Below are 17,508 nucleotides of genomic sequence, written 5' to 3' on the forward strand. Positions count from 1 at the left end.
TTCCCAATCTGCTGGCCCGCGAATTTGATGCTCCGCAACCCAATCAGGTGTGGTGTGGCGATATTACCTACGTCTGGGTCGGAGGTTGTTGGAATTACCTGGCAGTGGTTCTTGACCTCCATACCCGCCGGGTCGTTGGCTGGGCGATGTCTGACAAGCCTGATGCAGAATTGGTAATCAAAGCGCTGGAGATGGCCTATCAGCAACGAGGTTGCCCCTCTGGTGTGCTGTTTCACTCTGACCAGGGCAGCCAATACGGCAGTCGGGCATTTCGGCAACGACTGTGGCGCTATCGCATGACCCAGAGCATGAGTCGGCGTAGCAACTGCTGGGATAACGCCCCGATGGAGCGGTTGTTCAGAAGCCTGAAGTCAGAGTTGTAGTGGTCTAATCATCCCGGACACCAGTTTAGGAAGGTCGTCAGATGGTCGGCTGGCCAAGGGGCTCGGTTAAGCCAGCCTGATGGCGCTCTGCAAATGACTGGTTGAGGCCGCTACGATCAGCGTGTCAGTAGAAGAACTAACGAGATGGGACGTTCTGGTAGCCAGGCTAAACGGTAACAATGGCATGGCGGTGTGGGATCGGTGGTTATAGCGACGGAGCTGTTAATCCCTGATGCCAGGCATAAAGAAAAGGGGACGGCGTTTGCCGTCCCCTCAAGTCATCTAGTCCAGTCCCTGAACTGCCATGCTCCCTGCAATCCTTGACTCTTTATCCTGTCCTTTGGAATTTCCCCTTCCCAATCCGTTGGGGTGTCCTGTGGCCGTCCTAGCCTAGCAATCGCTCCTGATTGCTTCACCCTCTCCATCCTGGAGGTGTCCATTACCACATCCCGTGGTGTTCCTTGCGTCTTCCTGACAGATAACCATCCAAGTTATCTCGCTTCATCCTGAAGCCGTTCCTGTCGCCTCCGGCGAGGTTCCTTACATCCTGAAGAGCGGTAATCCGTACCACTCTGCCTCGTCCTGAGGGGTCCACCACATCCTGTGGCTGTCCTGTCAATCCTTGGTGATAACCATCCGGGTTATCAACCTCATCCTGAGGTGTCCTGCCACATCCTGTGGCCTTCCCTGTTTATGCGCCGTTTCTGCATCCTGCCGAACCAGCGCCGTCCTTGTGAGACCCATACTAAGGCAACCGAGAACGGGAACAAGGCGTGATCCGCCATTGAAAGCAGCAAGGTAGTGAATAAATATTGAGCTTGCAGAGTAATTTTCATTTTGTATCAATAACTTATTTAGTTTCCTTAGAAAGCATAGCGACCATGGGATGGCTTCACGTACGGTTCAACGATGAGGGGTCTTACAGGGGGAATGGCGGATCTCTTACAACCAAAAACAGGGAGGAAAACGATGGTACAGAAGGTTCAATCAGGGGTGTAAGAGTTAAAATTTTATTGAGTAAATATGTCTGAAAAACAGGCAAAAAGCCGAGGCTCATCTCGGCTTTTTGCGCTTTGTCGAAGGATCTGATCAGCTGACCCGGGTACCAGGAGTCGGATATGCCTTACGCAGGGACTCGGGAGCCAGGACTTCCAGGTTGCCGCTCATGTTGTTCAGCCAGGAGCGGAACTCGGGCGTGTCCTGCACTTCCGTTTCCACCACCACGCTGCGCTTGTCGTAGCGGGTCATGCGCGGGTTGTGACCCGGGATCTGACCATCGATCAGGGTCGGGCAGTTGGCATCGATGCGGCCAACGAAGCGGATGGGGCCGCTGACGTCCTGATAGCCTTGCTCGCGGATCAGCTTCTGGATATTGAACTCCTTCGGCTGGGTCGCACTGAAGTTGGTCAGTTCCACGTTCTTGATGTGATCGAACGGGATGCCGTAGACCTTGGGATCCAGCTCGGACAGGGTACAGAGCAGCACGGGGCCATCCGGCTGGTTCAGGATGCCGAGCGGGTTGATACGGTCATAGCAGAGCCACACGGTGCGCTCCTTGATGACGCGCTGGATCTCGGCGCTGAACTTGCGACCACGCCACAGGGCGTCGCGGATCAGGGTGCTACGACGGATCTCCGGATTGCCGGCGAAGGGACGTGGCGACTGGTGCACGCTCTCGAGCCAGCGTTCCGCCAGTTCGCTCTGGCTGTCGCGGATGACCTGGCCGGCCTTGTCGATCAGCGGGTTCAATTCGGTCAGCACACTGGCCGGCAACAGTTGGCTCGCCTGGTCACTCCAGGTTTTCAGGGCCACTGCCAGGGAGAGCGGCATGATGTTGGCAAAGTCGTTGAGGCCGTGGCGCTCGAAACACCAGCCATGGGGTTTGCTGCGCTCATCCGAGGTGAGGTCGAACAGTCCCATACCGGACATCTCTTCCAGGTCCCGTTGCACGGTACGCAGACTGACGTGAATGCCTTCCTCTTCCAGTTTTACCTGAAGTTGGCTGGCGGTCAGCTTGTAAGGGCGGTGCGGGATGCAACGCGCCAAGGTCAGTTGTCGTAACAGCTTCTTACTCATGGTGCATGCCTTCACTGGTTTAGCGTTGAGGTTATCCTAGCCAGCACTTGCGACAGTCTATGTCGCAAGTTTTGCTGCGACAACTGTCGCCATTTTCATACAGGATTCGATAACTCACTGATAGAAATCATAAAATACGCCACACAAGGAGTTATTTGAAGCCTTTTTTATCTAAAAATAATCATGGGACCAGAGTGGCTGTTGTCATTATCAGGAAAAAATGAGTGAGCAGCGGCGCAATGGACGGGAGCAATGAACGTGCGAAGCGGGGTGAGGAAGAGGGCAGGAAGGAAAGTGCGGTGAGGGGTTGGCCCTCACCGCAGAGTGGTGATCAGGCAAGCCAGGACCAGGCTGACTTGGTCATGGCGGCACCCACCATGTAGCCAAACACGGCCAGGGCGGCCACGCCTGCGATCAGCTTCTGGTTGCGGCCAGGACGTTTGAGCGCCATGACGCCGAGACCGATGTAGAGCACCAGGGCGATCAGCTTGGCCATCAGCCAGGGTTGCTGGCCCGGGCTCATCTGCAGAGTGACCGCCAGCAGCACGCCAAACAGCAGCAGCAAGGTGTCGTTGATATGGGGCAACACCTTGAGCCACTTCTGTTGCAAGCGCCCGCTGCCAGCCAGCGCCAGGCTCCAGCGGTAGATGAAGAGCAGCAGACTGACCATGGCCAGGGTCATGTGCAGGTGTTTGAGCATGGGGTAATAGGCAATCATATTGCTTCCTTGTCGTTGTCGGGCAGACCGCTGTTCCAGTTGTGAGCGTGGGTACGCTCCTGTCCTTCCTCGTCGTCTTGCAGCAGATCGGAGAGGATCTCGCGGTATTGCAGGCTCTTGTTGATATAGGTGTGCTCGTCATCCAGGTAGTTGACCTGTTCCCGCAGCAGCCGGTTGTCATACTGCTTGAACATCTGGCCGGCGCGCCAGGCCTGGTTGGCCCGAAATCCGAGCTGGGTCAGGGCCTCTACCCCCAGATCCACAGCCGACCCCAGGGTTTCCCGGTGCACGCTGTCGACTCCGTGACGGAGGATTTCGTGGGCATGGGGCCTGTCCTGGGCGCGGGCCAGTATCTTGAGGTGCGGGAAGTGTTTCTTCACCATCTCGATCACCTCGAGGGAGGTCGCCGGATCGTTGATGGAGAGCACCAGCAGCTTGGCCTTGTGGGCCCCGGCGGCATGGAGCAGGTCGAGCCGGCTGGCATCGCCGTAGAATACCTGATAGCCGTACTTGCGTAGCATTTCTATCTGGCTGGCGTCCTGCTCAAGGATGGTGGTGCCGATGCCGTGGCCGTGCAGCAGACGACCGACTATCTGCCCGAAGCGGCCGAAGCCGGCGATGATGACCGGATGCTCGACCAACTCGGGTTGCTCGTGCCTGGGCACGTCGTCCCGGTTGCGGTAGTCGAACCAGGGTTGGATCACCTTGTCGTTGAGGATCAGCAGCAGCGGGGTCAGCGCCATGGACAGCGCCACCACCAGGGTCAGCAAGGAGATGGTTGCCCCCGGCAGCACCTTGTTCTGGGCGGCAAACGAGAACAACACGAAGGCGAACTCTCCCCCCTGGGCCAGGGCCAGCGCGAAGGTCCAGCGCTGACTGGGAGAGACCCGCAGAATGAGGCCGAGCGCCATCAGCACCCCCCATTTCAGGAGCATCAGACCTATCACCAGGGTCGGGATAAGCAGCGGGTGATCGGCAAACAGGCCGAAGTCGATGCCGGCTCCCACCGACATGAAGAAGAGGCCGAGCAGCAGCCCCTTGAACGGCTCAATGTCCGCCTCCAGCTCGTGGCGATACTCGCTGTCCGCCAGCACCACGCCGGCGAGGAAGGAGCCGAGGGCGGGGGAGAGGCCCACCGACTCCATCAGCACGGCGATGGCGATCACCAGCAGCAGGGCGGCGGCGACGAAGATTTCCCGCATATGGGACTGGGCGATGGCACGAAACACCGGCCGCATCAGGTAATGGCCGCCCAGCACTATGCCGGCGATGGCGGCGACCACCAGCAGCCCGTGCTGCCAGCCCGCCAGATCGGAATTGCCGTTGCTGACCACAGGCGCTATGGCCAGCAGTGGCAGCACCGCCAGTATGGGGATCACGGCGATGTCCTGGAACAGCAGCACCGCGAAGGCGGATCGCCCGCTCTCGCTCTGCATCAGCTTGCGCTCCTGCAGGCTCTGCAACACGATGGCGGTGGAGGAGAGCGCCAGGATGAGGCCGATGGCCAGCCCCTGTTGCCAGGGCAGGCCGATGAGATAGCCCACGCCGGTCAGGGCGGCGGTGGTGAGCAGCACCTGCAGGCCGCCGGTGCCGAGGATGGGCCCCTTCAGTTGCCACAGCAGGGCGGGCCTGAGTTCCAGGCCGACCAGGAACAGCATCAGCACCACCCCGAACTCGGCGAAGTGCATCACATCCTTCTGCTCCCCCACCAGGCCGAGCAGGAAGGGACCTATGATGATGCCGGCCAGCAGGTAGCCGAGTACCGAGCCCAGCCCCCAACGCTTGGCCAGCGGCACGGCGATCACCGCCGCCGACAGATAGATCAAGGCATCAAACAGCAATCCGTGTCCCATCAGCGGGCCCTCCATCCGAACAGGGTCGCCCGCGCCAGCGGGATGAGCCGAGGGGATCTCCAGGTGAGTGTCATGACAGCCCCTCCAGCAGATCGCGCAGATAAGCACTCTCATTGAGCTGGGCATGGCTCAGCTGATCGTCGCGCAGGGCGCAGATCAGCTGACGATAGTCCTGGCCGCAGCGGCGCAGGGCCGCCGGATCCTCCAGCTTGTGGAAGGAGTGCAGCACGAAGGGGGGCAGCCAGCGCATGCCGCACAGCTGGGCGGTCTGCTGGAATGGCAGCAGGAAGTCGAGCAGCGGCCGCTGGTTGTAGCCCGCGCTGCAATAAGACTCGGGCGCCCCGCCGGTGGTGATGGCGCTGAGCCACTGCTTGCCTTTGAGGGAATGAGCCTCGGGGCCATAGGCGTAACCGTATTCCAGCACCAGATCCATCCACTCCTTCATGATGGCCGGGCAGGAGTACCAGTAGAAGGGGTGCTGGAAGACGATGATGTCGTGTGCGGCCAGCAGCGCCTGTTCACGTTTCACGTCGATGAACATGTCCGGATACTGGTGGTAGAGATCGTGCAGGGTGATGCCCTCCAGGCCGTCGAGCGCCTGCAGCAGCTGCTTGTTGGCCCTGGAGCTCTGCAGCGCCGGGTGTGAGAAGATAACCAGAATGCGTTTCATGGGGTCATAACCTGAGTGGAGACTCGTGTCGACGAAAGAGATATCAGCTGCGACGTTATCAAGAAGTGCGGAGCCTCGCCAGTATGGGGGCTGACGATGCTGCGCTATCTGCACCGCCGGATGTGGCTCTTTTGGCGCCGTAAATGAGGGCCAGTGTGGCATGTCCCACCCGCTATCTCACTCTCTTTTGATCTCCCGCAGGTGGCAGGCTTGACCCTCCCCCGGGGCCAAGGGTTACCATAGGCCTCCTTTGATAACCGAGGTCCGTCATGGTTCTGACCCGCCGCCAACTCGCTCGCGCCCGCCGCTGGCTCCCCCTGTGGAGTCTGCTGATGGTGTTGATGTCGTTTGGCAGCCGGGCGGCGACGGATCTCTGTACCCTGACGCCCCATTGCAGCCAGAGCGAGCGTACCCTGGAGAAAGCCATGCCCTGTGGCAGCTTCACCTCGGCCCTCGCCATGACGGTGCTGAGCGGCGACAGCCTGACGGTGGCCGTACTCGAACCCGATGCCCCGGATTTCCTCTCTCCCTCCCTGTTTATGCCGGATGTGCCGCGCGAGCGGCTCGAACGTCCCCCTCGTCATCTCGGTTGAGTCGATTCTTACCCTATCGTTGGGCATTTCTTCTTATCCGAGGTGAGTTATGTACAAGTCCCTGTTACTGGCCGTGCTGGCCGGTACTCTCAGTTTTTCTGCCCTGGCAACGGAGCGGATGACCGTCTACAAGTCCCAGTATTGCGGCTGCTGCAAGACCTGGATCAAGCACATGGAAGATAACGGCTTTGAGGTCAAGGTCGTGGAAACCGAGGAGCTCGATCCCATCAAGCAGCAATATGGCATTACCCCGCAGCTGGCCTCCTGCCACACCGGGGTGGTGAATGGCTATGTGGTTGAGGGGCATGTGCCCGCCGCCGATGTGCAGAAGATGCTCAAGGAAAAACCGGCGATCCGTGGCCTGACCATTCCGGGCATGCCCCAGAGTGCGCCGGGCATGGACATTCCGGGTCAGCCCTACCAGGTGCTGAGCATCAGCGAGGAGGGCGCGACCAAAGTCTGGTCGAGCTACCCCGGCTGACGAACACTGGTCATGAGCCGGCACTATTCCTAATCATGTGAGGCACACCTGAGCGAACCCGTGCCGCTCATGGCCAGAGGAGAGGGCCACCATCGCGAGATGGTGGCCTTTTTCATGGATTTGGGCCGAATGTCCGGGGATCACTTGCAACCCGGGGCGACAAGGGGCAGATTGATCGCCATTTATTATCACAGGGGTGATGTTCGGGTTTGCCCGCCTTGCCGCCGCCGCGCGGAGTCCTGGGCCGCAGCCTGATCGTCGATGTATGGTGCGGACGCGAGCCCGCCGACCCTGTTACCGCGCAAAGGATGCGACATGTTCATCTTTTCCCGAGGGTTGCTGCTGCTGGCTTGCCTGGCTGCCGCGCCCTGTACCCATGCCAATGAAGAGTCCGCCATGCCTACCAGCGATACCATCACACCGCCGGCTATTCTCCCTCCCGTGGCCGCCAAACATCCCCATACCCTGAAGAAGCACGGGGACGTCCGGGTCGACAACTACTACTGGCTGCGGGACGACGAGCGCCAGAAGCCCGAGGTGCTGGATTATCTCAAGGCCGAGAATGCCTACACCGAGGCCATGCTCAAGCCGACCCAGCCCCTGCGCGAGCAGCTTTATCAGGAGATGGTGGCCCGCATCCCCCAGCAGGACGAGTCGGTGCCCTACGTGAAGAACGGCTACCGCTATCAGACCCGCTATGAGCCGGGCAAGGAGTACGGCATCTACTCCCGCACCAAGCTGGGGGAGAAGGAGGCCAGCCTGATGCTGGACAGTAACCAGCGCGCCGAGGGGCACGAATTCTATGCCCTCGGCGCCCTCGAGGTGAGCCGCAACAACCGCTGGCTGGCGGTGGCGGAAGACTTGCTCTCCCGCCGTCAGTACCAGATCCAGTTCCTGGATCTTGAGAGCGGCAATTGGGCCGGCGACACCTTGGAAAACACCTCCGGCAACCTGGTGTGGGCCAACGACAGCAAGACGGTGTTCTACGTGCGCAAGCACCCCAAGACCCTGCTGCCCTATCAAGTCTATCGTCACGTGCTCGGCACGGATCAGGCCCGGGATCAGCTGGTCTACGAGGAGAAGGAGGACAGCTTCTACGTCAGCCTCTACGCCACCACCTCGGAAGACTTCATCGTCATCGCCCTCTCCAGCACCACCAGCGGCGAGGCGCGGCTCATCGATGCCAATGTGCCGACCCAGACGCCGCGGCTGTTCCTGCCCCGTCAGGTGGATCACGAATACAGCCTGGATCACTACCGTGGTCGCTTCTACGTGCGCTCCAACAAGGACGGCAAGAACTTCGGCCTGTACGAGACCAAGGAGAGCCCGGTGGATCGCTGGAAGGCGGTGATAGCCCCGAACCCGGACGTGCTGTTGGAGAGCTATGCCCTGTTCAAGGAGTGGCTGGTGCTGGAGGAGCGCAGCCAGGGGCTGACCCGATTGCGTCAGGTCAACTGGCAGAGTGGCGAGCAAAAAGAGATCGCCTTCGACGATCCCGCCTATGTCACCTGGCTCGCCTACAACCCCGAGCCCGACACCAGCCAACTGCGCTATGGCTACTCCTCCATGACCACGCCGTCCTCCACCTACGAGCTGGACATGGACAGCGACAAGCGCACCCTGCTCAAGCAGCAGGCGGTGGCGGGCTTCGTGCCTGCGAAGTATGCCAGCGAGCGGCTCTGGGTGACCGCCCGTGACGGCGTCAAGGTGCCGGTTTCCCTGGTCTATCGCAAGGACAAGTTCAAGAAAGACAGTCAGAACCCGCTGCTGGTCTATGGCTATGGCTCCTACGGTGCCAGCATGGATCCCGACTTCAGCACCGCGCGCCTGAGCCTGCTGGACCGCGGTTTCGTCTACGCCATCGCCCACGTGCGAGGGGGGGAGGAGCTGGGTCGCGGCTGGTATGAAGACGGCAAGCTGCTCAAGAAACAGAACAGCTTCCACGACTTCATCGACGTGACCGAGGCGCTGGTGGCGCAGGGCTACGGCGCCCAGGATCAGGTCTACGCCATGGGCGGCAGCGCCGGCGGCCTGCTGATGGGGGCCGTCATCAACCAGGCGCCCCAGCTCTATCGCGGGGTAGTGGCGCAGGTGCCATTCGTGGACGTGGTCACCACCATGCTGGACGAATCCATCCCGCTCACCACCGGCGAGTACGACGAGTGGGGCAACCCGAACCAGAAGCGCTACTACGACTACATGAAGGCCTACAGCCCCTACGATCAGATCAAGGCGCAGGCGTACCCGAATCTGCTGGTCACCACAGGCTTGCACGACTCCCAGGTGCAGTACTGGGAGCCCGCCAAGTGGGTCGCCAAGCTGCGGGAGCTGAAGACGGACCATAACCTGCTGCTGCTCAACACCGACATGGATGCCGGCCACGGCGGCAAGTCGGGCCGCTTCAAGGCCTATGAGGACATCGCACTGGAGTTCGCGTTTATCCTGGACCTGGCCAAGCCCAAGGCATAAACCGCTGGGGCTTTATCCCGGCAACAGAAAGGCCTGGCGCCCTCCGATCATGGGGCGCCGGGCCTTTTGCTATCCGAGCATGCCTGCCCCAGGAGCTTGTCTCTATGCCGGGCCTGACGGCGCCGCAGGCCCGGTGACATGATGCGCAGTTGTTAAAACGCACTGGCTCAATTGCCGCTGGCGACACCTCGTCCGGAGGCATCAGGTTCTGCTGCTACAGGGCGATCTTATTTTTATTTATTCCGTATATCTAACGATTTAAAGCATAACCAACTGCCGCGCAAACCCTTGTCAGACAAGGTCCGCAATAGAATCTCGCCTTCCCACCGCCTGGTCTCGCCTGATGACTCGCTCAATTAATCCTTGATCAGACAATTGATGATCCGCTTCAAATTTCTCGCTATTTAAATCCGTCATTTTGCCGTTTTGTTTGATTTATGTTGGCGGTATGTGCCTAATCAAGTGGTTGCAACTTTGATCTGACCCTCTTCTGGTCAAATCACCCAGAGTCGGCATGAGGCTGACTGTCTCACCACAGGATGATGGTGACTTTGGGCAGGGCCAGCGGTGCCCGACCCTTTCCTCACACGAGGTCGTATCGTCAGGTCCAGTCTTGATGCGGGCCTGGCTCATATTCACCCGGGAATCGGGTGAGATAAAACAATGAAAAGGATGAAAAGCATGAAAGGATTAACCCTGGCGTGTGCCTTGTCGGCTGCCCTGGTTGGCGTCTCGTTTGGTGGTCAGGTCCAGGCGCAGGAGCGCTTCGTGACGATCGGCACCGGCGGCCAGACCGGTGTCTACTATGTGGCGGGCCAGTCTATCTGCCGTTTCCTCAACCGCGGCGCCGCCGATCACCAGATCAAATGCAACGCCCCGGCCAGCGGCGGCGGTGTGGCCAACGTCAACGGCATCCGCAGCGGTGAGTTCAACTTCGGCATCATGCAGTCCGACCATCAGTACAAGGCGATGAAGGGGCTGGCTCCCTTCCAGGCCGAGGGGGCTATGGACGACATGCGCGCCGTCTTCTCCCTGCAGAGCGAGGTGTTCACCATACTGGCCCGGCGCGATGCCAAGATCGCCAGCTTCGACGATCTCAAGGGCAAACGCGTCAACATCGGCAACCCGGGCTCGGGCCAGCGCGACACCATGGAAGAGATCATGGCGGTCAAAGGCTGGAAGAAGGGCGACTTCGGCCTGGTCTCCGAGCTGAAACCGGCGGAGCAGGCCTCGGCGCTGGGTGACAACAACATCGACGCCATGAGCTACTTCGTGGGTCACCCGAACGGTGCCATCCAGGAAGCCTCCACCACCACGGACGCGGTACTGGTACCGGTGACCGGGGCCGACATCGACAAGCTGCTGGCCGAGAAGAGCTACTACACCAAGGCCGAGATCCCCGGTGGCCTCTACAAGGGCAGCGACCAGCCGACCCCGTCCATCGGCGGCAAGGCGGTGCTCTCCACCAGCGCCAAGGCCGATCCTGAAGTGGTCTATCAGCTGGTCAAGTCGGTGTTCGACAACCTGGACCGCTTCAAGCGCCTGCACCCGGCCTTCGCCGATCTGAAAGAGGCCGACATGATCAAGGTGGGTCTCTCCGCCCCGCTGCATGAAGGCGCCGCTCGCTACTACAAAGAGCGCGGCTGGCTCTGATCCCCGGCCCACGGGCCCTTGTGATGCCATTCAACACCCGTCTGCCGCTTCCTCTGTCGCAGCGGGTGTTGTTCTTGTTGTACTCGTAGGCAGATGTAAATCCTATGCAAGATAAAGAACTCTCCACCGAGGAGCTGATCGCCCAGGACGTGGGCGCCCGGCTGCCGCTCGGCCTCATGGGCTGGCTCATTACCGGACTGGCGCTGGCCTGGTCCCTGTTCCAGCTCTGGATCGCCTCACCGCTGCCCTTCATGCTGGGGGTGGGCGTCCTCAACGACACCGAGACCCGCGCCATCCACCTCGGCTTCGCCCTGTTGCTGGCCTACCTGGTGTTTCCGGCGTTCCGCCGCTCCCCCCGGGATAGAGTCCCGCTCGGGGATATCGCCCTCGGCCTCATCGCCGCCGGCGCCGCCATCTATCTGTTCGTGATGTACGAGGCCCTGGCCCAGCGCCCCGGCAATCTCACCACCTCGGATCTGGTCACCGCCTGCATCGGCATCCCGCTGCTGCTGGAGGCGACCCGCCGCGCCCTTGGGCCCGCCCTGGCGGTGATCGCCTTGGTGTTCCTCGGCTACAGCCTGGCCGGTCCCTGGATGCCGGGGCTGCTGGCCCACCGTGGGGTGAGCTTCACCGCCCTGGCCAACCACCAGTGGATCACCACAGAGGGGGTGTTCGGCATAGCGCTCGGGGTCTCCACCAGCTTCGTGTTCCTGTTCGTGCTGTTCGGTGCCCTGCTGGAGCGGGCCGGCGCCGGTCACTACTTCATCCAGCTCGCCTTCAGCCTGCTCGGCCACCTGCGCGGCGGGCCGGCCAAGGCGGCCGTGGTCGCCTCGGCGCTGACCGGGGTCATCTCCGGCTCCTCCATCGCCAACGTGGTCACCACAGGTACCTTCACCATCCCCATGATGAAGCGGGTCGGTTTCTCCAAGGAGAAGGCGGGGGCGGTCGAGGTGGCCTCCTCGGTCAACGGCCAGATCATGCCGCCGGTGATGGGGGCCGCCGCCTTCCTGATGGTGGAGTACGTGGGCATTCCCTACGTCGAGATCATCAAGCACGCCTTCCTGCCGGCGACCATCTCCTACATAGCGCTGCTCTACATAGTGCACCTGGAGGCGCTCAAGCTCGGTATGGAGCCCATCGGCAACCACCAACCCAAGCCCTGGTTGCGCCGCCTGACCGGCTTTGCCTTCGGCGCCGCCCTGATCAGCGGCCTGTCGATGGCGGTCTATTACGGTCTGGGCTGGCTCAAACCGGCGCTGGGTGACTATGCCCTGCCGGGGGTCGCCCTGCTGCTGGTAGCCGCCTATCTGGGCCTGCTCAAGATAGCGGCCAGCAATGAGCCGCTGCCTGCCGAGGATCCGGATCAGCCGCTGACCGAGCTGCCCAACACCCGCGCCGTGCTGCTATCTGGCCTGCACTTCCTGCTGCCGGTGGTGGTGCTGGTGTGGTGCCTGATGGTGGAGCGACTGTCGCCCGGGCTGTCGGCCTTCTGGGGCACAGTGATGCTGACCATCATACTGCTGACCCAACGGCCGCTGCTCAACTGGCTGCGCACCGATGGCAAGCACCACTACGGCTCGGCCCGCGATGGCCTGGTGGATCTGAGGGAGGGCCTGGTGGCCGGTGCCCGCAACATGATCGGCATCGGCATCGCCACCGCCACCGCCGGCATCATAGTGGGCGCCGTCTCCCAGACCGGGGTCGGCCTGGTGCTGGCGGATCTGGTGGAGTTCCTCTCCATGGGCAACCTGCTGCTGATGCTGCTGCTGACCGCCTTGCTGAGCCTGATCCTCGGCATGGGGCTGCCCACCACCGCCAACTACATAGTGGTGTCCAGCCTGCTGGCGCCCGTGGTGGTGACGCTCGGCCAGCAGAACGGCCTGATAGTGCCGCTCATCGCGGTGCACCTGTTCGTGTTCTACTTCGGCATCATGGCGGACGTGACTCCGCCGGTGGGGCTGGCGTCGTTCGCGGCGGCGGCCGTCTCCAAGGGGGATCCCATCAAGACCGGGATCACCGCCTTCTACTACAGCCTGCGCACCGCGGCGCTGCCGTTCCTGTTCATCTTCAACACCGATCTGCTGCTGATCGATGTGGACTTCGCCCACGGCGTGCTGATCTTCATGGTGGCCACCGTGGCCATGCTGATCTTCGCCGCCGCGACCCAGGGCTGGTTCCTGGCGCGCAGCCGCTGGTACGAGAGCGTGCTGCTGTTGCTGGTGGCCTTCACCCTGTTCCGCCCCGGCTTCTGGATGGACATGGTGCAGGATCCCTATCGCGACACGGCGCCGGCCCAGTTCGCCCAGACCCTGGGGGAGGTGGAGGCGGATAGCACCCTGCGGCTGCGGATCCAGGGGGAGGATGCGGTGGGCAAGCTGCGCCAATCCACGGTGCTGCTGGCGGTGCCGGCCGGTGCGGATGGGGAGGCCCGTCTGGCCAGCCTGGGGCTGGCCCTGTATGAGCAGGACGGCAAGACGCTGATCGACAGCGTCACCTTCGGCAGCCCGGCGGCGGCGGCCGGCATGGAGTTCGATCAGGAGATCCTCTCCGTCAAGGCGCCTACCGAACGCTGGCACAAGGAGCTGATGTGGTTGCCGGGCTTCCTGCTGTTTGCGCTGGTGGTCTGGCTGCAGCGACGACGGACCTTGCGTTAATCAGCACCCACAATAAAAACGGCGCCTCGAAGGCGCCGTTTTCAATCTTGGGGGGCGTTACTCTGGCTGCTGTTCTTGCAGCAGACTCAGGTTCTGCTGTTCCAGCGGGCTCAGGCCCAGCTGTTCGCAGGCTTGCTCGAAGCTGATTCCCACATATGACACATCACGATGTCGATACCGGGACTGAGCTATTCCGACAGCTCCTGCGCCTGTATCTGGCTCAGAGTCTGTTGCTCCAGCGGGCTCAGGCCGAGCTGTTCACAGGCCTGTTCGAAGCGGCTCCCCGGATGGCACATCATGATGTCCATACCGGGAGGGCTAGTTTGACTGAGCCTGCTGCTGCAACTGATCCAGAGCCTGTTGCTCCTGCGGGCTCAGGCCCAGCTGCTCGCAGGCTTGCTCGAAGCTAATCCCCAGATGACACATCATGATGTCGATAGCGGGCAGATAGTTGGTCATTGCGTCTTCCATGGTGATCTTCCTGAGCTGATTCTTATGCCCGAGCCGCGGGGGCGGGGCAATTAGACTTTAGGCGTAGAGTGCCATCTGCTGCATTCCCCCTGCCACTGGTCGGGGGAATTTGTTAATCTGGCAGTCATTAAAGAGGTTGCCATCCGAGCGCGAGCAACCGATGAGGAGCAGGGCATGTTATTGAGTTTCTTGATCATCGCATCGGGCTGGTGGCATATCCGCACCGCCTACGGCTCAGACTCCCGTCAGTTCTATATCAGCAAGCCGCTGACCATGCTGTTTATCATAGCGCTGGCGTTTGGCTACCAGAGTGACGACCACAATGGCTCCCACGCCTGGATCCTGCTGGGCCTCTGCCTGTCGCTGGCGGGGGACGTGTTGCTGATGCTGCCAAAGGATCGCTTCATCCAGGGGCTGGCGGCATTCTTTGTCGCACATGTCTGCTATATCGTCGGCTTCGCCCAGGGGCCGCTGGTGCTCAAGCTGGTGGATGGCCTGATGCTGCTGCTGGTGGCGGGCCTAGTGTTCGGCCTGCTGTGGGGCAAGCTCGGGGAGATGAAGATCCCGGTGTTCTGCTACATGCTGGTGATCATCGGCATGGCCTGGGTGGCCGCCGGTGCCTGGCATGCCTCGCTCACGGCGGGCTGCTCCGCCGCCCTGGTGGGGGCATTGATGTTCCTCTTCTCCGACAGCATGCTGGCGCTGGACAGGTTCCGCCGCCCCTTCCCCCATGCCAAGGCCTGGATCATGAGCAGCTACTATGCCGCCCAGTTCCTGATTGCTGCCTCCCTGGCGGGCTGAGCCCCGGCACGAATGCCAAACCGACCATAAAAAAACGGGCCTGCTGGCCCGTTTTTCGTTGCTGCGTCATGCCTCCATGGGCTCGGCGTCGGCGGCCCTGGGGGGCGGCTGCTTGAGCAGCAGCATCATGGCGCTGGCGATGAGCAGGAAGACCCCCATCACGAAGAACACCTGGTTGTACGCCATGATGGTGGCCTCCCGGTTGATGGTGTTCGACAGCATGGCCTGGGCCTGCAACTGTGCCTGCTCCGGGCCGGCACCTTGCGCCATCATGCTCTGGGCCAGCTGCAGCAGGTAGCTCTGCCCCTCTATGCTGCTGGCGGCGAGCGTGCTGCTGATGTTGCTGAACTGGATGCGGGTGTCGTTGTCCAGCATGGTGGCGATCATGGCGATGCCGAAGGCGCCGCCGAGGTTGCGCAGCACGTTGAGCAGGGTGGAAGAGGAGGGGATCTCGTCCGGGGTCAGGCTGGCGGTCGCCACCAGGGAGAGCGGTACCATGACGAAGGGCTGGCCCAGTGCCCGCACGATCAGCGACTGGATCAGCTGGGGCCCGGCGTAGTCGGCGCTCATGTTCATGTTCATGAAGCAGCTTATCCCGAAGATCAGGAAGCCGAAGCTCACCAGATAGCGGGGATCTATCTTGGTCACCAGCCTGGGCACCAGCGGCAGCACCAGCAGCTGCGGCAGCCCCATCCACATCAGCACCTCGCCGATTTCCAGCGCGTTGTAGTTGTGGATCTGGGTCATGTAGAGGGGCAGCACATAGATGGAGCCCATCAGCCCCATACCGAGCACCAGGTAGGCGAAGCAGGCCATCGCGAAGCGCGGACTGTGCAGCAGCCGCAGGTTGACCAGTGGGTGGCGACGCAGCAACTGGCTGATGACGAAGAAGATCAGCGCCACCACGGAGATGACGGTGAGTCGCACTATAAAGCTGGAACCGAACCAGTCCTCCCTGTTGCCCTCCTCCAGCACCACTTCCAGCAGGCCCAACCCCACCGCCATGGTGAGGATCCCGACCAGATCCACCCGTTTGATCACCTCCCAGTCCACCGCCTTCTTGTCCAGACCGTGGGCCAGCATGGCCATCACCAGCAGGCCGGGGGGCACGTTCAGATAGAAGATGTAGTGCCAGGAGAACTGCTCCGTCAGCCAGCCCCCCAGGGTCGGTCCTATGGTGGGGGCGAAGGTGGCACAGAGGCCGAACAGCGCCATGCCGGTGGCCCGCTTGTGCAGCGGCAACAGGCTGATGATGAGGGAGAAGGCCATGGGGATGAGGGCACCGCCGGTGAAGCCTTGCAGGGCCCGGAACACGATCATGCTGGTGAGGTTCCAGCTGAAGGAGCAGAGCACGGAGGCGACGATGAAGGCGCCCGTGCTCCACAGCATGTAGCGACGGGCGCTCAGGCCCCGGCTGAGCCAGCCGCTCAGGGGGATGGCGATCATCTCCGCCACCAGATAGGAGGTGGAGATCCAGGAGCTCTCGCTCAGGGTGGCCGACAGGGCTCCCTGAATGTCCTTCAGGGAGGCGTTGGTGATCTGGATGTCGAGGATGGCCATGAAGGCGCCGATGAGGCCCCCCATGACCGCGATCCAGTTGCGACGCGGGATGGCTTCCATCAGTGAGCCGCGACCACGGGCTCGGGATCACGGGTATCGACGATCACCTCGGTGGAGAGGCCCGGTCTCAGCTTGCCTGCCAGCACGCCGGGCTCCGGGATGCGGATCTTGACCGGCACCCGCTGCACGATTTTCGTGAAGTTGCCGGTGGCGTTCTCCGGCGGCAGCAGGGCGAACTTGGCACCGGTGGCGGGGGCCAGGCTGTCGATGATCCCCTCGACCGGTTGATCCGGATAGGCATCCAGGATCACCTCGACCTTCTGACCCGGTTGCATCTTCTGCAGCTGGGTCTCCTTGAAGTTCGCCTCGACCCAGACCTGCTGCAGCGGCACCAGGCTGGCGACCTGCATGCCGGACTGCACGTAGAGACCTTCCCGCAGGCTGCGCTTGCCGATGATGCCGTCGGCCGGGGCCCGCAGCTCGGTGTAGCCGAGTTCCAGTCTGGCCTGCTCGAGTTGAGCCTCGCTCAGGGCCAGTCTGGCCAGATTCTGCTTGGCCTCCGCATCCAGTACCAACAGGCGCTCGCGGGCGGCCTGCAGGGCGGCCTTGGCCTCCTGCATCAGGGCCTGGTTGACGCGCAAGCCCGCCTTCACCTCGTCCAGATTGTCCTGGGAGCTGTAGTTGCGCTGCTTGAGCTGGCCGATGCGATCGACCTGTTGGCGGGAGCGTACCTGCTCGGCGTCGGCCGAGGCGACCTTGGCCTCGGCCTGGCGGATCAGGCTCTGCTGCTGGATACGGGTGGCGGCCAGGTTCTCCGCCGTCGCCTGGTTGAGGTGCAGGTCGGCCTCGGCCTCGATCACCTTGGCCTTGTATTCCCGATCGTCCAGGCGGGCGATCAGCTGCCCGGCCTTCACCTCCTGGTTGTCGGTCACCAGCACCTCGCCGATATAACCGGGCAGCTTGGAGCCGATGCCGGTCACCTCGCTCTGCAGATAGGCGTTGTCGGTGCTCTCGAAGTAACGGCCGTGCAGATACCAGTAAGCGGCGAACAGCACGCCGAGCAGGGCCAGCAGCAGCGCGGCCAGCAGGGGAATCTTCTTGTGTTGACTCATGATTTTGGTTTTTC

The 17,508-nt window shown here is 61.8% G+C and carries 13 protein-coding genes and 1 pseudogene; 7 read left to right on the plus strand and 7 right to left on the minus strand.

The annotated features are described in order from the left end of the window. A pseudogene (locus LG30_RS0115570) lies at window positions 1-377 on the plus strand (IS3 family transposase); the annotation flags it as partial. Between the two features lie 1,095 nt (window positions 378-1,472). On the opposite strand, the gene LG30_RS0115580 reads toward LG30_RS0115570, so the two are convergent. The 4 genes from LG30_RS0115580 to kefF form a co-directional block, all read right to left on the minus strand. Further along, window positions 1,473-2,459, minus strand: coding sequence for a helix-turn-helix transcriptional regulator (locus tag LG30_RS0115580; protein ID WP_033131618.1), 987 nt, complete (start codon window positions 2,457-2,459; stop codon window positions 1,473-1,475). A gap of 331 nt (window positions 2,460-2,790) precedes the next feature. Next, window positions 2,791-3,177 carry a SirB2 family protein gene (locus tag LG30_RS0115585; protein ID WP_033131619.1) on the minus strand — a complete coding sequence of 129 codons (387 nt, stop codon included), beginning with the start codon at window positions 3,175-3,177 and terminating at the stop codon, window positions 2,791-2,793. Continuing rightward, window positions 3,174-5,030, minus strand: a complete 1,857-nt coding sequence (gene kefC / locus LG30_RS0115590; RefSeq protein ID WP_033131620.1) for a glutathione-regulated potassium-efflux system protein KefC — start codon at window positions 5,028-5,030, stop codon at window positions 3,174-3,176. Before kefC ends, LG30_RS0115585 begins: the two co-directional genes overlap by 4 nt. Window positions 5,031-5,100: 70 nt before the next feature. Beyond that, window positions 5,101-5,700, minus strand: a complete 600-nt coding sequence (gene kefF / locus LG30_RS0115595) for a glutathione-regulated potassium-efflux system oxidoreductase KefF (protein WP_033131621.1) — start codon at window positions 5,698-5,700, stop codon at window positions 5,101-5,103. A gap of 269 nt (window positions 5,701-5,969) precedes the next feature. On the opposite strand from kefF, the gene LG30_RS0115600 reads away from it, so the two are divergent. From LG30_RS0115600 to LG30_RS0115620, 5 genes are all read left to right on the plus strand, one after another. Beyond that, window positions 5,970-6,293: a hypothetical protein gene (locus LG30_RS0115600; protein WP_033131622.1), complete on the plus strand. Its 324-nt coding sequence runs from the start codon at window positions 5,970-5,972 to the stop codon at window positions 6,291-6,293. Window positions 6,294-6,342: 49 nt separating this feature from the next. After that, entirely contained in the window at window positions 6,343-6,774 is a 432-nt protein-coding gene (locus LG30_RS0115605) for a DUF411 domain-containing protein (RefSeq protein ID WP_033131623.1), read from the plus strand. Window positions 6,775-7,089: 315 nt separating this feature from the next. Further along, complete coding sequence (locus LG30_RS0115610; protein ID WP_033131624.1) at window positions 7,090-9,243, plus strand: S9 family peptidase; 2,154 nt, start codon at window positions 7,090-7,092, stop codon at window positions 9,241-9,243. A 681-nt stretch (window positions 9,244-9,924) separates the two neighbouring features. After that, complete coding sequence (locus tag LG30_RS0115615; protein ID WP_033131625.1) at window positions 9,925-10,896, plus strand: TAXI family TRAP transporter solute-binding subunit; 972 nt, start codon at window positions 9,925-9,927, stop codon at window positions 10,894-10,896. Window positions 10,897-11,000: 104 nt separating this feature from the next. Continuing rightward, the gene (locus LG30_RS0115620) at window positions 11,001-13,550 is read left to right on the plus strand and encodes a TRAP transporter permease (RefSeq protein ID WP_033131626.1); all 2,550 of its coding nucleotides are present in this window, start codon (window positions 11,001-11,003) and stop codon (window positions 13,548-13,550) included. 318 nt (window positions 13,551-13,868) lie between these two features. Here LG30_RS0115620 and LG30_RS22570 read toward each other — a convergent pair whose 3' ends face one another. Next, the gene (locus LG30_RS22570; protein ID WP_152599334.1) at window positions 13,869-14,021 is read right to left on the minus strand and encodes a hypothetical protein; all 153 of its coding nucleotides are present in this window, start codon (window positions 14,019-14,021) and stop codon (window positions 13,869-13,871) included. A 174-nt stretch (window positions 14,022-14,195) separates the two neighbouring features. Here LG30_RS22570 and LG30_RS0115625 point away from each other — a divergent pair, with 174 nt between their 5' ends. After that, on the plus strand, window positions 14,196-14,822 hold the full coding sequence (locus tag LG30_RS0115625) for a lysoplasmalogenase (RefSeq protein ID WP_033131627.1): 627 nt from the start codon (window positions 14,196-14,198) through the stop codon (window positions 14,820-14,822). Window positions 14,823-14,888: 66 nt separating this feature from the next. Here the strand turns inward: LG30_RS0115625 and LG30_RS0115630 are convergent, their stop codons facing one another. Together LG30_RS0115630 and LG30_RS0115635 are read right to left on the minus strand one after the other, a co-directional pair. Then, window positions 14,889-16,442: a DHA2 family efflux MFS transporter permease subunit gene (locus LG30_RS0115630; RefSeq protein ID WP_033131628.1), complete on the minus strand. Its 1,554-nt coding sequence runs from the start codon at window positions 16,440-16,442 to the stop codon at window positions 14,889-14,891. Continuing rightward, a complete protein-coding gene (locus tag LG30_RS0115635; protein ID WP_033131629.1) occupies window positions 16,442-17,494 on the minus strand; it encodes an HlyD family secretion protein in 1,053 nt (350 codons plus the stop codon). The genes LG30_RS0115630 and LG30_RS0115635 overlap by 1 nt, the downstream gene beginning before the upstream one ends. Window positions 17,495-17,508: the final 14 nt, after the last annotated feature.

The organism is Aeromonas aquatica, from assembly GCF_000764655.1.
GTDB classification, from domain to species: Bacteria; Pseudomonadota; Gammaproteobacteria; order Enterobacterales; family Aeromonadaceae; genus Aeromonas; species Aeromonas aquatica.

What these genes read in the sequence shown, in the direction of transcription:
- LG30_RS0115580 (WP_033131618.1), bottom strand. Translation starts at nt 2,459, where the DNA reads ATGAGTAAGAAGCTGTTACGACAACTGACCTTGGCGCGTTGCATCCCG.
- LG30_RS0115585 (WP_033131619.1), bottom strand. Translation starts at nt 3,177, where the DNA reads ATGATTGCCTATTACCCCATGCTCAAACACCTGCACATGACCCTGGCC.
- kefC (WP_033131620.1), bottom strand. Translation starts at nt 5,030, where the DNA reads ATGGGACACGGATTGCTGTTTGATGCCTTGATCTATCTGTCGGCGGCG.
- kefF (WP_033131621.1), bottom strand. Translation starts at nt 5,700, where the DNA reads ATGAAACGCATTCTGGTTATCTTCTCACACCCGGCGCTGCAGAGCTCC.
- LG30_RS0115600 (WP_033131622.1), top strand. Translation starts at nt 5,970, where the DNA reads ATGGTTCTGACCCGCCGCCAACTCGCTCGCGCCCGCCGCTGGCTCCCC.
- LG30_RS0115605 (WP_033131623.1), top strand. Translation starts at nt 6,343, where the DNA reads ATGTACAAGTCCCTGTTACTGGCCGTGCTGGCCGGTACTCTCAGTTTT.
- LG30_RS0115610 (WP_033131624.1), top strand. Translation starts at nt 7,090, where the DNA reads ATGTTCATCTTTTCCCGAGGGTTGCTGCTGCTGGCTTGCCTGGCTGCC.
- LG30_RS0115615 (WP_033131625.1), top strand. Translation starts at nt 9,925, where the DNA reads ATGAAAGGATTAACCCTGGCGTGTGCCTTGTCGGCTGCCCTGGTTGGC.
- LG30_RS0115620 (WP_033131626.1), top strand. Translation starts at nt 11,001, where the DNA reads ATGCAAGATAAAGAACTCTCCACCGAGGAGCTGATCGCCCAGGACGTG.
- LG30_RS22570 (WP_152599334.1), bottom strand. Translation starts at nt 14,021, where the DNA reads ATGGAAGACGCAATGACCAACTATCTGCCCGCTATCGACATCATGATG.
- LG30_RS0115625 (WP_033131627.1), top strand. Translation starts at nt 14,196, where the DNA reads ATGTTATTGAGTTTCTTGATCATCGCATCGGGCTGGTGGCATATCCGC.
- LG30_RS0115630 (WP_033131628.1), bottom strand. Translation starts at nt 16,442, where the DNA reads ATGGAAGCCATCCCGCGTCGCAACTGGATCGCGGTCATGGGGGGCCTC.
- LG30_RS0115635 (WP_033131629.1), bottom strand. Translation starts at nt 17,494, where the DNA reads ATGAGTCAACACAAGAAGATTCCCCTGCTGGCCGCGCTGCTGCTGGCC.